This window comes from Microcystis sp. M179S2 (genome assembly GCF_020245805.1).
Lineage (GTDB): Bacteria > Cyanobacteriota > Cyanobacteriia > Cyanobacteriales > Microcystaceae > Microcystis > Microcystis aeruginosa.
In genome coordinates, this window is sequence record NZ_JADBUE010000230.1 from 1 (window position 1) to 14,055 (window position 14,055).

Below are 14,055 nucleotides of genomic sequence, written 5' to 3' on the forward strand. Positions count from 1 at the left end.
AATGGTAAAACCCTTTTAAAATAAGGCTTTTGACCTGTTAAAATCCGATGTTCATGCTGCGAAAATCCGATTGGGACTCTCAAAAACCTTGCATTATCCCTCTCGTAGTACATAAATTGGTACAAAAAAAGAGGGCAACAAAGCCTGAAACGACCAGCTACTGACTCCTGACGACCGGCTACTGACTCCTAACCCCACCAACAAACTTTTTGCCGCAAACCCTATTTAAACTGGGTAGGGAGCATTTTAATACAAATGTACAGAACTCGGTAACTCCCCACCCTGTTCACTTAAGTTTCAGCGCCATGATTATAATTAGGGAATGATAGAAATTCTTAGGCAATAGGATCACATCAGTGTTGATAAATCATCTTTTCTTCGGCGCTTTCCTACCCCTTGATACTCTCCTGTCCACCCAGGGGATTATGGTTATGCTTCTGGCCGCTTATGCTTTAGCCATGTGGATGTTTCTGACTAGCGCCCCAAAAGTTCATACAATCATGGTGACAGATTTGGAGACAGCCCGACAATTTTATGAAGGACTTTTAAATTTACCCACGGCCGATGTCCCCCTCCATTACTATTACAATTATGAGCAGACGATGGGCAATAATATAATTGACCCATTTTATATGTCTAGTAATCCGGCTGTGACTACTGCCAACCCTTCTTTGGGAGATCAACCCCAAGGTTTATGGTATCAGTTAAAGAAAAATACCCAACTGCACATCGTTGCTGGAGCAACCGCGGGTTATAAGGATCGTCATCGTCACGTTTGTTTTGATCACGATTGTTTAGAACAAATTCTAATGCGGGTGGAATCACGACGCTTAAAGTATAAAGTTCGTCGCAATAAACCTTTAAATTTTTTGGTCAAAGATAATGCTGATCGCGTGATTGAAATGGCCGAAGTCTCAAATTAGTTAACAGTAATTAGATTGGGGGCAACTATAACGGTAAATAACTAAACTATGAATGCTCAACTGCTCACAATCGTTTTAATTTCTTTAGGGGTAGGTATTGGTTTGGCCATTCTACTCCTGATTTTAGTCAAGTTGAGACGCTGCCACCAACAGGTAAATAGTATTGTCGATCATCACTCTCTCATCGGTTTAATCGGAGTTGTTCAAATCCCCTTCGATAAAAATAGCAAGGGGAAAGTGCGAGTTAATGTCGGGGATAGTCTGATCGATATAGTAGCGATAACGGAAGGGGAAGAACAATTTAATGTCGGGGATCAAGCATTTATCCTCAATTTCCAGGATAATAAAGTTTTAGTCATTGCGGAAAAGTATATCAGAGGCGATTTGTAATTTCTTCTAGACCAAAGGGTAACTAACTATGAATAGTCAAAATAATTCCTATCTCATCCAAATCAATCCCAATCAATACGACAACAATAACAACAGTGCTGGTAATTTATTGTTGAATAGTGTTCCCATTGCTTTATTGATATTTCTGGGGATTGGTGCGATTTGGTTTATCAATGCTTTTTTGTGTATTTGCAAACCCAATGAAGTAGTCATCCTGAGTGGGATGAAACGCAAATCAAAAGATAGACAAGATGTAGGTTATCGAGTGATATCGGGGGGTCGGGCGATTCGTATTCCAATTTTAGAAACCGTTAAACGCATGGATGTCACCACAACCCCGATCAGAATTGAGATTAAAAATGCCTATTCTAAGGGCAATATTCCACTGAATATAGTGGCAATTGCTAACGTGAAAGTTAGTTCTAAACCTGAAATAGTCGGCAATGCGATCGAACGTTTTTTAGATCGAGATCGACAAGAAATTATTCGCGTAGCTAAAGAAACTTTAGAAGGAAACTTGCGGGGTGTAGTCGCAACAATGACCCCCGAACAAGTGAACGAAGATCGCCTAAAATTTGCCGAAAGTATTACCAGTAACGTCAGTCAAGACCTGTTTAAACTCGGTTTAGAAATTGATACTCTCAAAATTCAAAATGTTGCCGATGACGTGGATTATCTTAACTCCCTCGGACGGGAAAGAATCGCTTTAGTCATGCGTGATGCTGAAATTGCCGAATCAAATGCACTCAATGAAGCTGAACAAATAGTTGCGGAATGTGAGGAACAGGCAACCGTAGCTAAAACCCGCGATCAAATTATCATTTTAGAGCAAGAAAACGAATTGAGAAAGTTAAAGGCAAAACTGGAACAACAGGCAAAATCGGAAGAAGAAATAACTATCGCCGCCGCTAAGGAAAAACGTGCTATAGTTGAGGAAAAATTGCAACAGGTCAGAGCAGAATTAGAAAGATTACGTCTCCAAGCAGATCAAGTTTTACCCGCAGAAGCGCAGCAGGAAGCCGAAACTTTCCGCGCTAGAGGACAAGCGGCAATTTTTGAAGAAAATGCTAAAGCTGAAGCCTTGGTTAACGAATTATTCGCGGAAGTCTGGCAAAATACCGGCAGCGAAGCAGAGGCAATTTTCTTGATTCAACAGTTAGAAACTATCCTAGAAGAAGCGATCAAAATTCCTAAACGCTTACACCTCGAGCGAGTTAATATTGTTGATAATGGTGATGGGAAATCCCTCGCTACCCTGATTAAAGTCTATCCCGAAATCGTCAATCAATTCCTCGCCAGTGTCCATCAAACCCTCGGTATTGATGTGGTCGGAACTCTCACCAATAAAATTGAAAAATAGCAGTCAGAAAACATACTAGCCTGATTTTATTGAGTACGGAAGTTATCGATTTATTCCTGCCAATAAATTGTCTTATATTCTGCTTCCTTGCTCCAGTATTGCAGGAATAATAAATGGCGGATAACCTGTTCTAAAAGACTGGCTACAGCATTTTTCTTTTCTTTGCCCAAATCCTCTAATTCCTCGATTAAATGTTCTAAGTCTAGCTGTTGAAATTGATGATTTCTGATTAGGCTAATGGTTTCTCCTAGCCATTGAGAGTCATCAATCTCATAGAGTTGTTTTAATGCGTGAACACCTAGCATAATTGATTGTCTCCATCTTAGAGCAGTGCCATGGTGAGTAAATTTGTAGATAATAATCTTCTCGATTAACTCGATAACATTTCTTTGATTGTTAGGGTCAACAACCTGTTGGTGGGTTTGCTCAATCAAGGATTGAACTTGTTTTGGTGCTTTTTTGGCGCCGATGAGGATAAACTGGAGGATACTGATCCCAAGAGATGATAGATGGGATAACTTTAGATTAGTGCTTATTATTCTCCCCAACATCTCTTCTTCCCTTCTTTTAATTTTCCTTGGTGATCTTCCACATTTCTTAAATAATTTGAACAATCACATCTCTCGATGAATGCTCAAAAAATGCCTCGTCTCTGTGGGCTAAAAATTCAGGCAATTACTCCCTATTCTCTCGCTTGGTCGCACCAGCGATCGCTGGTGGAGGCGAGAATTGCTAATCCTGACTTACCCGATGTGCTGCTGCTGCTGGAACATCCCCCCGTTTACACCCTCGGTAGCGGCTCAGATATTAAGTTTATTAAATTTAATCTTGACAAAACCGACAAAGAAGTGTACAGAATCGAGCGAGGAGGCGAAGTCACCTATCACTGTCCGGGGCAGTTAGTGGGCTATCCGATCCTCAATTTGCGCTATTATCGGCAGGATTTACACTGGTATTTGCGACAATTGGAAGAAGTCATCCTGCAAACTATCGCTATTTATGGATTGTCGGGGGAAAGAATCGCGGGCCTGACGGGGGTATGGGTAGAAGGGTATAAAATAGCGGCGATCGGTATTAAAGTTAGTCATTGGATTACCTATCATGGTTTTGCCATCAATGTTTGTCCAGATTTAAGCGGTTTTGCCGAGATTATTCCCTGTGGGATTGCTAATAAACCCGTGGGCAGTTTACGGCAGTTTCTGCCTAATATTAGTCTTATGCAAGTACAGCAAGATTTATCGAGAGTTTTCGCCTCAGTTTTCGGTGTGGAATTATTTTCTCTTGACAAGGATTAAAATGAGCGATCGCAAAGACCCAGAAAAACTCGCCGCGGAAAATAGGGACGATAACCCCGAAAATAACGGTAAAACCAGTTTATCGCCCCCCGATGCTTCTGAATACGTCTCCTCTTTATCTTCGCGTAATCCCGTGCGTCAGCGCATCCTACTATTAAAAGATCTTCGACCGGGTAATGCGGGGTTACTACTGGCCCCCCTGATGGTGATGACCATCGGCCTGGTCTTTAGCTGGGACTGGTTAGGCTTTTCTGGGGCGATAGTAGCGATATTAATATCTTTACAGGTGATTTTGCCCTCTATTCGCCAGTGGATCGCCCATTATCTCACCCCCTCTGAACGTCAGACGGTTTTTGCCTTTATAGTTTTTATAGCCGCTCTGGCCGGATTAGGGAAATATTTAGGAGTTTACGAGCGCATATTGCGATGGTTAGAGAGTTTTAAATACGATGAGTTTGGTTCCTGGGCCGAGTGGGTGGGGGCCTTGGGGCAGATTATGATCGCCGTGTTAGCCGTCTATGTGGCCTGGGAACAGTACGTTATTTCTAAGGATTTAACCATACAACAAAATCGCATTACCCAACAACAGACGATCGATTCCTATTTTCAGGGGATTTCCGATCTAGCCTTGGATGAGGAGGGATTTTTAGAAGATTGGCCCCAGGAAAGAGCGATCGCAGAAGGTCGCACCGCTTCCATCCTCAGCAGTGTCGATGCCTCTGGAAAAGCGAAAATACTGCGTTTTTTGAGTCAATCGCGGCTATTATCACCGATTAAACGCGATCGTTATCTAGGCAGACCGATTCTAGACGGGGAAGGGGGTTATGCGGAGGATCGAGAGTTCGGTACAAGAGTAGTACAATTGGGGGTAATGTTAGCGGGGTCCGACATTTCTGGGCAGGATTTGCGCTGGACGGATTTAAGCGAAGCGAATATGGTGCGGGCCGATTTAAGTTATAGCGATTTGGTGAAAGCAAATGTATCGCGGACAATTCTCTACGAAGCTAATTTAAGAGGGGCAGATATGAAAGGGATGCGTTTATTTTATGGTTCCCTAGAAAATGCTACCCCCCGCAGTCGTACCGTTCCCCCCAATTATGACACTGGAGAACACACGGGAGCAGTGGTAGAAAATGTCAATTTTACCGGGGTGAAAAACATGAGCGAGGAACAACGTCACTATTGTTGTCGTTGGTGTGGGGAAAAGTCGCGCGCAACCATTCCGGGGGGATGTGGTGATATTGCCAATCTTTTGGGCCGATAAGACACCTCTGGTCAAAATCAAAAATTGTCGTGGTTGGTTAGGAGTCAGTAGTCAGCTTCTGAAGGCAAGGGGCAACAGCGAAAACTCACATCTAACTGTCCCCTGAATTGGAGTCTCGACTAGGAAATTAATTTTGCCAGACTACTTATCCGCTCCCCGATCTTTGGGAGGAATACCGGTTCTTTTGGGAATAATAGCCGAGATCTTATGGGCAAGGTCGGATTTAAACAGAAAACCACTGTAAGCTTGTAAACCGTGTTCGCTCAGATCCAGTCCTCTCAATTCTGCTGCCGTCGATACCCTTAAACCGACGAAAAAATCGATCGCCTTCCATGCTGACCAACTGACAATTACAGTATAAAGACTAACTGCCGCACAGCCCAAAAGTTGCACGAATAGCTGTTTAATTGCCGGTAATCCTCCCCCCAACAGTAATCCCCTCACCGGTCCCTGGCTATAAAAATTAGCCTCGATACCGGCGGCAAATAAAGCTACCGCAAAAGTTCCCCACAAACCACAGACTAGATGTACCGATAGCGCCCCAACCGGATCGTCAATCTGGAGGCGATCGAAGAAATCGACGCTCAAAACCACTAAAATACCGCTGATCATGCCGATAATTGCCGCCCAACCGATCTGTACATAGGGACAGGCAGCGGTAATGGCCACCAAACCACCGAGAATGCCATTGATAATCACCGAGAGGTCGGGTTTACCGAAATAGCGCCAAGCGGTTAGGGTTGCGGCGATGCCGCCGGTGGCCGCCGCCATATTAGTGTTGAGGAGGATACGGGAAATAGCCTCGGGTTCCATCGCCAGGGTGGAACCGGGGTTAAAACCAAACCAACCTAACCAGAGGATAAAACAGCCGAGGGTAGAGAGGGTGAGATTGTGACCGGGTAGTGCCATGGAATTACTGCCTTGATATTTGCCCAGACGCGGCCCCAATAACACTGCCCCGACGAGAGAGGCCCAACCACCGACCGTGTGTACTACCGTAGAACCGGCAAAATCCCAAAAATTGAGCCGCGCTAACCAACCTCCTCCCCAAATCCAGTGACCGGTGATCGGGTAGATAAAAGCCACTAATAGCAGACTAAACAGGAAAAAAGCCAGAAATTTGATTCTTTCGGCCACTGCCCCCGAAACAATCGTGGCCGCAGTGCCGGCAAAGACTAATTGAAAGAAAAATTTAGCCTGTAGAGGTATGCCCGCCCAAGAAAGGGAGGGAAAGATGCCAAGATAGTTGAGACCAGTATTGGGGCTATTATCGGCTCCTAGCACAAAAAAACCGCTAAGACCGACAAAACCGTTACCTTGACTAAACATTAAGCCGAAACCAAAAGACCAAAAAGCGATCGTTGTCAAGGCAAAAACAATTAAGTTTTTGGTTAAGATATTAACGGTATTTTTCGAGCGGCAAAAACCAGACTCTAGCATGGCAAAGCCGGCATTCATAAAAAAGACAAGGCAAGCGGTGAAAATTACCCATAAAGTATCGATTTTCACCCTTAATTCTCGGTATAAAGCCTCGCTATTGTCGCTAGTTGCCGTCTGGGCCACGCTAATTTCTGCTATCACGAGAATTAACAGAATGGCTAAACAGGCGATCGTGGGTATAATTATGGGTGTATTAAGATGATAAGCTGTCTTTTTTGTCATTAAATTGGGAGGTGCTTGCCAAAAATTGATCGATTAGCTAATTAGATTACTCTATTACAGCCTTTCTCGTAAAGGTGAAGCACAGACCAATCGTCGATAATCAAGTATTTCAGATGCAAGAACCAACCTCATGTATCTGAGAAACGCTGTAATTTGCTCATGAAAATATTATCACCCACAACAACCCCCCCTTTTAATTTACTCGGTATCGGTCAACGCGGCGTGGGTAAAACCGTTTTTTTAGCGGGTGGTTACGCCCAATTTCGTGCTGATTCACCGACAAAATCCGCTCCCGATATTCAGAAACTATCGGGATGAGTTAAGCAAAAATCCGCAAGCTCTGGATTGTTTCTCCCCGCTTCCCGCTTCCCATTCTCCTAATAATACCTTTTCAACAGGATTTAGTATTACCCGCCCTTTTAGGGAAAGCGGAATTAAGGAAAGCACCCTCAAATTGTGACAAAAAGCCGGAGAAATTGCCGCCCAAGAACAAAAAGTAGAAATTCACAATCTGGCTAATTCTCTCCCCTAAGATTATCTGACGGTTAGCCCTCTCTGACTCTTATGATTAGAATATCTCCTCATCGGCAAGGGGAGTGTTATAATCAGTGGTATTCATTGCTAATAATTCCCGCAAACTTATGAATCAAAAAGTCTTTATTCTTGCCACTGCTTCCGCTAGTTTATTAGCCCTAGCAGTTACCACTAACTCCGTACAAGCTGCCCTGGAGTCCTTTCATCCTAGTTTCAACACCGAGAACTTAGGTGACATGATTATCGGCAAGACAACCGGCGAAGAAAATCCGATTTTACGTCATCTTAATTGTAGTTGTGCCACCTGCACGCAATCCTTTAACTCCTCACTCAATTGATAATTTTCCACCCCAACGATCCTGGGGTATAAAAGTCCGCTCTAGATTAATTTTTGCCACGGGTTCTGTGAGGGTAAATTCTCCCGATTCGATTAGTGCTTTTAATTCTAAAGCGGCTTCCCGGGACAGAGAAATACTGGCCAAAGGAGCCACCCTAACACTTTTTCCCTCGATCATAATCCGACCGCTTTTTAGTTTAGCGTAGGTGATTAAACCAAAGGTAGGACGGACTCGCCGGGGAATAGAAAAATCCACCACTGGAACGACAATTTCCTCATCTTTTACCGCACAATGTCGAACGATTTCCTCGCTTAAAATTGGAATCGGTACTGCTACCCCTAACATTAAAGAAGCCCCATAATTTTTGAAATAACAACCCCGCACCCAGCGAGCATTCATTTGTTTAGCATCACCAATTAAGGCTAAGGTGGAAGCCGGTCCAATAGGAGTTCGATTTTGTAGGCGTTTTTGCAGGGGAAAATGTTGGGTTCCTTCCCAGGCAATATAACCGATTCCTCCTCCTAAAAAAAGGCGCGTACCGATGCCTATAGCCTCTAAATCGGGGTCATTTAACAGGGGAGAAATTGCCCCGGGGTTAGAATACACTGCATTACCTAATCGCGGCTGTAGTGGTCCCAAATAAGTATATAAAGTCCGCTCTCCCCCATTGACTCCGACGATAAAATTCTGGTAGAGATTGCGAGGATTAAAAAGATAAAATTGATTGATAGTCTCCTTAGAAATAATCGTTTCAAAAGAAGTGCGAGGATAACAATCGGTAGCCTGACCGACAGCGCGCAATTGAATCGATTTTCCAGCGATTAAATCCTCAATAATATGTCCGCCGCCCCTTTCGGGATTTTCTCCCTCTAAATTCTCATTTTTGGCCGCTAGATCACTAATAGCGCTGGCTCCTAAATATAAATCCACCGCCCCAAAACCAGCATAAGCAGGAATCCCATCTAACCAACATTGACGAATTTTTATCGGCGGATCCGTCTGACCTAAATTAATAATTGCCCCCGAAGATTCCATCGGTTCAAAAGTTCCCGTACAAACCACATCTACTTGGGAAAAAACCTCCTTAATTCCCATCTCGCTCACGCGGCTTTTTAATTCCTCTACTGTCCAGACTACAGCCGTTTTTTTAGCAATTTTGTCGTTGATTTCAGCGATTGTTCTCATAAGAAAAATTGGTCAGATGGGGGTTAGGGAGCTTGTTGCTGTTATCAGTAAACAGTTATCAGATTTGAGTTTTCAGTGAGTGGTATTAACTGAGCAGTATTAAATGGCCGTAACAGTGCTGTCTTTTCACTGATTACTGATTACTGATGACTGATCACTGTTATAAGATAAAAAAGGGAAAATTTACGATCGAAGCTTTTCTATGACAGTTACACCCGTTCCGGCCTCCTTTAATCCTGTTTCTGGTCTAGTTAACCGTATTCTCGGCATAAAACCGCTTTTTGACATCGCTCGCTATCAGGCGCGCAATATGATGATTAAAAGAGCCGAAAAACTAGGCGTACCTTGGCGGGAAACCGTCAAACAATGGCAACAACGGGATTGGAGTCAGGAACTGCAAGCGGTAGAAAATCCCGATCTCGTCTATCCCGAATACTACGTTTGTTCTTTCCACGCTTACGAAAAGGGCAATTTAGACTGGTTGCCAGCCTTTGAGGTAGAATCTGCCGCCTATGCTGTCCATTCTACCATCTGGCCCGGGGCGGGGATGGACGGCGATCCGCGATTGCGGCGGGAATATCACCGGATATTAAAAGAGCAAATCAAGGCAGAAATTAACGATATTGTCGATTTAGGCTGTAGTGTCGGCATGAGCAGCTTCGCACTGCAAGATACTTATCCTCAAGCCCGGGTAACTGGGTTAGATCTCTCTCCCTACTATTTAGCCGTTGCCCAATACCAAGCTCAACAAAAACAAAAGACGATTCAATGGCAACACGCGGCTGCGGAAAAAACTCAATTACCCAGTCAGTCCTACGATCTGGTATCTTCGTTTTTAATGTTCCACGAACTACCCCAACAGGCTACTAGAGAAATTTTCGCCGAAGCGCGTCGTTTATTGCGATCGGGGGGTTATTTGACGCTGATGGATATGAATCCGCGCTCGGAAATTTATCGAAAAATGCCCCCTTATGTCCTAACCTTACTCAAGAGTACCGAACCCTATCTCGATCAATATTTTACTCTCGATATCGAACAGGCATTAGTTGAAGCGGGGTTTCAAGCACCGATCATTACCCCCACCAGTCCCCGACACCGGGCGATTGTTGCGCGGGTTTCCGAATCATAATTTTGAGGTAATCAATGAAGATAATTTTTCGTCAAAGCTGGACAAAGATATTAACTATTGTCCCTCTCTTCCTGTTAATTTTTGCCAGCAAAACCCTTGCCCATCATGCCATGGGAGGGCAAACTCCTGATAATTTTTTGAACGGATTTTTATCGGGTTTAGCTCACCCGGTTATCGGTTTAGATCATTTAGCTTTTGTGGTGGCTAGTGGTTTAATTGCTGTGGGTATGGAACAGGGTTTATTAATTCCGATCGCTTTTGCGATTGCCACTTTAATCGGGACGGGGATTCATTTACAGGGAATAAGTTTACTTTTTCCTGAAGGGATTGTTGCCCTTTCTGTGGTAATTTTTGGCGTGATTTTAACCCTGAAAAAAGGTTTACAAACTCATTCTAATCTCTATACGATCGCTCTGGCAACTCTGGCAATGATTGCGGGAATTTTCCACGGTTATGCCTACGGAGAATCAATTATCGGGGCGCGAGTTGCCGCTTTAGTTGCCTATTTAATCGGTTTTACCGTGATCCAATTAGCGATCGCATCTGGTGCTTTTTTCCTTGGCAGTGTCATTAAGGAAAAATTAGCCAAGCAAGCGACTCTAATTAGTAAGTTCATCGGATTGGCAATTATGGCGATCGGTACAACTTTTTTAGTGGGAATTAAGTAAATTAATCTCGATGGGGCTAATTATTAATGGCTCTCTTGAGGTTATGAGATCGAAGAAAGGGCGTACAATATACGCCCCTACCAAACAAGTACGGGAAAGGCACTAATCCTAATTCCTACCCCTACTATTTTTTTAGGTTTCAGAGGGGAAGTAACCAAACAGTTTTTTATAATCAGAGGCCAGATATCCTCGGTGAAAAAAACCTAATTCTTCAGCAATTTCATAAACTAATTTTGTCTGATTATTTTGGTTAAGAGATTGATGTAAAGCATTAAGACGAAGCAATTTAAAATAATTGTAAGGAGACATTTGATAGAAGTCTTTAAATATATATTCTAAGGTGCGTTGACTTACTTTTAATTCTTGACAAATCGCTGGAATAGTCAGATCAGAACGCAGATTTTTTCTCATCATTTCTTCTGCTTTTTTGAGAATAGAGGTGCGTCTGATAGTGTTTTTAGGAGTTTTAATATCTTTGGTTACTGCTAAAGTCAAAAGAAAATCTTTGACAATTTCTTCTTTTAATTTTTGCTTGAAAAAATTTAATCTTAATGCTTTTCTTTGCCAAGATATTTGTTGACGATCTAAATTAAATAGCATTCGATAAAGTTGATGACAAGATTGTTGGAGATGACGAATTTTTTCCGATGGGCAAATCACAATAGAAGCAGCGGAAGAATTTAAAAACTTTTTCGCTTCTGGTAACTCTAAAGTTTGGCACAATTGTTGCAGATAATTATCATGAACGTAAAGCTGAAAACGATTGGAAAAGGGATGTTGAAAAATGGAAATTTCTGATTTAGGGGGGACAATCCCAAGATAGTTATTTTCTAATGAATACAAATTTTGGAAGAAGACAGAATTCACCTGAATAGGAATCGCAAAAACCCACATTTTAGAATGGACTACTCCCACAACATTTATTAAACAATTACGTTGCGATAATTCTAACATCACTTCATCGATGATGATCCTTGAAAGATACCCTTCAAAATGATCACCACTGAGTTGTAAAGCATCTCCGTTGACAAATTCTCGATTCTGAAAATAGCGAGAAAAGTCACAAAAATATTCACTTTTAAAGGTTAATTCCTGAGAATTAATTAAAATATCGGTTTTACTGTCAAAAATAAACATCTATATAATTACTTGGTTATTGAGTAAAGTTAAAATTTTTTTGCCCATCAATTTAAAAACTTGCGTTTTTTGGATCATCTTAGCATAGAGGACTGAGTAGTATGAGTTACAGCAGAGTTGATTTGTTAATTTTGTCCATCAGTGTAATTCCAGTTAAATCTCTCACTTTTTTCCGTTATCAATTACCAAGGAGATTTCGATGGCTAAACAATATATGCCCCTTGAAGATTGCTCTGGGGCTGCGGTAGTGGGTGGAGAAATTCCTCAATTACGTCCCCCGGCATTTTCTGATAACTCAAAATATACCACATTTACCTATACCTATTATCCAGAGGGATTGGAAATTTCCGATAGCTATATCTCTTATCCAGGAGAATCAGAAATTTCCGAAGCCCTTGCCAGGGAAATCACTACGTTCGCCGTTCCCCCGACAAATTATGCAGAGGGATTGGAAATTTCCGATAGCTATATCTATTATCCAGGAGGATCGGAAATTTCCGAAGCTGTTGTTCCTAATATTAGCACTCGTCTCTTCTATGCGCTCAAAGCAATCATAGCATTTTTCATCAGAATGAGCCATGGGCAAGGGGCTTAAACCCTTTGTTGGCAAAACTTGTCGATACCTCAGTAACGTGAAAAGCGCTATAACTACACATCTAAGCCGCCGACATCGTCTTCATCATCAGGAGGGGCTGTAACATTCAGCGTTAATCAAGGAGACCCGATCATAAACTTACTAGGCGGCTCCGGTGGTAAAGAATTTTATGAGGGTGTAATATTGCCAAATGGAGATCTAAAAACTAACTGGCAACTGACTCCTTTTATGAACCTCGCCGTCGTTACCAATTATATTTTTGGTTTCGTCCTCATCGTTTTTGGCAGCGATAGTGCGATCGCAGATTGTGTAGAGAGTTTGTAGGGTGGGCAATGCCCACCTTACTTCAAGGTAAAATAGAGCTAAGGAAGTTAGTAGAGAGAGAATGCTATTTTGCCAGCTATGAGCCAAACTTTACCTAAAACTGTTAATTTCGAGGAATTCGTCCTTTGGCTGCCTGAAAATTCGGGAGTGCGTTATGAGCTACACAAGGGAAATATTATTGAAATGGCACAACCCGCAGGAGAAAACGAGGAAATCAAAGGATTTTTAACTGTTAAACTCAGTGGAATAATTGATAGACTAGGGCTTCCTTATTTAATTCCTAACCAAGCGATTGTCAGACCTGCTGGTAAAAATTCTGGTTATTTTCCCGATGTATTAGTGCTAAATCGAACCAAGCTCGCTCAGGAAAAATTATGGAAAAAAGAATCAATCCTTAGGGATGGTGCATCTATCCCTCTGATCATTGAAGTGGTATCGACTAACTGGCGTGATGATTACTACTTAAAATTTGCTGATTATGAAGAAATGGGTATTCCTGAATATTGGATTGTCGATTATGCAGCCTTGGGTGGGCGTAATTTTCTCGGCACTCCTAAACAACCGACAATCTCTGTTTGTTGCTTAGTTGAGGAAGAATATCAAATTCGGCAATTTCGAGACAGCGATCACCTAATTTCCCAGACTTTCACGGAATTAAATCTCACTGTCAATCAGATTTTCTTAAGTCTGTAGGGTGTGCATCGTCCACCTTACTCTTTTCGCTTTTTTCTTCAGTTTGAGGGGTTGATTTTGCCGCTTAAAATCCGCAATTATTGCCTTTATTTGCTCCATCTGCTTGGGTTTTAAGCCATTAAGCTCAATTTCTTTGATCGCTTTGGCTCATTGTCAGCTGTAGAACATTTAGATTGGTCATTTAGGCAAGGGAACAGGGAACAGGGAAAAGGGAGGCTCTCTCTCAACAAATTTGGGGGGCTATTTCCTTAAGTTGACAGCAATAGACCTCTTGCAAAAGTTTTTTATGGTATAATAGAGGGTTTATCTATAGCGTTTCCTAAGCTAGTGAGGTACACCTATTTTTCTTCCCTTTTGCCTCTTGCATGAGTGCCTTTTGCCTAAAACCCATAACTTTTGTACCTCAGCAGACTGAAAAACGCTATATTTCGTCTTTGAACTTCTAAATTTATGATCTTTCCACCATTATTTTTCCACAGATACGGTTAATCAACTCTCAATACATTATTCGCACGACAAAGATATCTAGCTTGTTATTCTCAGCTAAATTAAAAGAAT

General features: G+C 42.3%; 15 protein-coding genes and 2 pseudogenes. 12 read left to right on the plus strand and 5 right to left on the minus strand.

Translation table 11 applies throughout. From position 1 onward, the window contains the following. The first annotated feature begins 356 nt into the window (after window positions 1-356). Genes IM500_RS14245 through IM500_RS14255 form a run of 3 tightly spaced genes read left to right on the plus strand, consistent with a single transcriptional unit; the run spans window position 357 to window position 2,673 of the window. Window positions 357-923, plus strand: coding sequence for a glyoxalase-like domain protein (locus tag IM500_RS14245; protein ID WP_147072223.1), 567 nt, complete (start codon window positions 357-359; stop codon window positions 921-923). Between the two features lie 48 nt (window positions 924-971). After that, window positions 972-1,313, plus strand: coding sequence for a hypothetical protein (locus IM500_RS14250; protein ID WP_147072225.1), 342 nt, complete (start codon window positions 972-974; stop codon window positions 1,311-1,313). A gap of 28 nt (window positions 1,314-1,341) precedes the next feature. After that, window positions 1,342-2,673 carry a flotillin family protein gene (locus IM500_RS14255; RefSeq protein WP_190722507.1) on the plus strand — a complete coding sequence of 444 codons (1,332 nt, stop codon included), beginning with the start codon at window positions 1,342-1,344 and terminating at the stop codon, window positions 2,671-2,673. 53 nt (window positions 2,674-2,726) lie between these two features. On the opposite strand, the pseudogene IM500_RS14260 reads toward IM500_RS14255, so the two are convergent. Then, a pseudogene (locus IM500_RS14260) lies at window positions 2,727-2,978 on the minus strand (DUF29 domain-containing protein); the annotation flags it as partial. Window positions 2,979-3,023: 45 nt separating this feature from the next. Continuing rightward, a pseudogene (locus tag IM500_RS14265) lies at window positions 3,024-3,224 on the minus strand (DUF2887 domain-containing protein); the annotation flags it as partial. A gap of 75 nt (window positions 3,225-3,299) precedes the next feature. Here IM500_RS14265 and lipB point away from each other — a divergent pair. Together lipB and IM500_RS14275 are read left to right on the plus strand one after the other, a co-directional pair. Further along, on the plus strand, window positions 3,300-3,968 hold the full coding sequence (gene lipB, locus IM500_RS14270) for a lipoyl(octanoyl) transferase LipB (protein WP_190722509.1): 669 nt from the start codon (window positions 3,300-3,302) through the stop codon (window positions 3,966-3,968). Between the two features lies 1 nt (window position 3,969). After that, on the plus strand, window positions 3,970-5,232 hold the full coding sequence (locus IM500_RS14275; protein ID WP_190722510.1) for a pentapeptide repeat-containing protein: 1,263 nt from the start codon (window positions 3,970-3,972) through the stop codon (window positions 5,230-5,232). A gap of 141 nt (window positions 5,233-5,373) precedes the next feature. On the opposite strand, the gene IM500_RS14280 is transcribed toward IM500_RS14275, so the two are convergent. Further along, the gene (locus IM500_RS14280; RefSeq protein ID WP_190722511.1) at window positions 5,374-6,894 is read right to left on the minus strand and encodes an ammonium transporter; all 1,521 of its coding nucleotides are present in this window, start codon (window positions 6,892-6,894) and stop codon (window positions 5,374-5,376) included. Between the two features lie 159 nt (window positions 6,895-7,053). Between IM500_RS14280 and IM500_RS14285 the strand changes: the two genes are divergently transcribed. Together IM500_RS14285 and IM500_RS14290 are read left to right on the plus strand one after the other, a co-directional pair. After that, window positions 7,054-7,212: a hypothetical protein gene (locus IM500_RS14285; protein ID WP_170915445.1), complete on the plus strand. Its 159-nt coding sequence runs from the start codon at window positions 7,054-7,056 to the stop codon at window positions 7,210-7,212. Between the two features lie 323 nt (window positions 7,213-7,535). Beyond that, window positions 7,536-7,766, plus strand: a complete 231-nt coding sequence (locus tag IM500_RS14290) for a hypothetical protein (protein WP_287738751.1) — start codon at window positions 7,536-7,538, stop codon at window positions 7,764-7,766. Here IM500_RS14290 and IM500_RS14295 read toward each other — a convergent pair. Continuing rightward, window positions 7,755-8,951: a homocysteine biosynthesis protein gene (locus IM500_RS14295; RefSeq protein ID WP_287738752.1), complete on the minus strand. Its 1,197-nt coding sequence runs from the start codon at window positions 8,949-8,951 to the stop codon at window positions 7,755-7,757. The genes IM500_RS14290 and IM500_RS14295 overlap by 12 nt on opposite strands. A gap of 202 nt (window positions 8,952-9,153) precedes the next feature. Between IM500_RS14295 and IM500_RS14300 the strand changes: the two genes are divergently transcribed. After that, entirely contained in the window at window positions 9,154-10,080 is a 927-nt protein-coding gene (locus tag IM500_RS14300) for a class I SAM-dependent methyltransferase (RefSeq protein ID WP_190358462.1), read from the plus strand. Between the two features lie 14 nt (window positions 10,081-10,094). Then, on the plus strand, window positions 10,095-10,748 hold the full coding sequence (locus tag IM500_RS14305; protein ID WP_287738754.1) for a HupE/UreJ family protein: 654 nt from the start codon (window positions 10,095-10,097) through the stop codon (window positions 10,746-10,748). A 132-nt stretch (window positions 10,749-10,880) separates the two neighbouring features. Here the strand turns inward: IM500_RS14305 and IM500_RS14310 are convergent, their stop codons facing one another. Next, window positions 10,881-11,885, minus strand: a complete 1,005-nt coding sequence (locus IM500_RS14310; protein ID WP_012265083.1) for a helix-turn-helix domain-containing protein — start codon at window positions 11,883-11,885, stop codon at window positions 10,881-10,883. 199 nt (window positions 11,886-12,084) lie between these two features. Here IM500_RS14310 and IM500_RS14315 point away from each other — a divergent pair, with 199 nt between their 5' ends. From IM500_RS14315 to IM500_RS14325, 3 genes are all read left to right on the plus strand, one after another. Beyond that, window positions 12,085-12,480, plus strand: a complete 396-nt coding sequence (locus tag IM500_RS14315) for a hypothetical protein (protein ID WP_190722515.1) — start codon at window positions 12,085-12,087, stop codon at window positions 12,478-12,480. A gap of 183 nt (window positions 12,481-12,663) precedes the next feature. Then, window positions 12,664-12,804 (plus strand): hypothetical protein, encoded by a 141-nt coding sequence (locus IM500_RS14320; protein WP_164517016.1) that lies wholly within the window; start codon window positions 12,664-12,666, stop codon window positions 12,802-12,804. A gap of 78 nt (window positions 12,805-12,882) precedes the next feature. After that, window positions 12,883-13,497: a Uma2 family endonuclease gene (locus tag IM500_RS14325; RefSeq protein ID WP_190722517.1), complete on the plus strand. Its 615-nt coding sequence runs from the start codon at window positions 12,883-12,885 to the stop codon at window positions 13,495-13,497. Window positions 13,498-14,055: the final 558 nt, after the last annotated feature.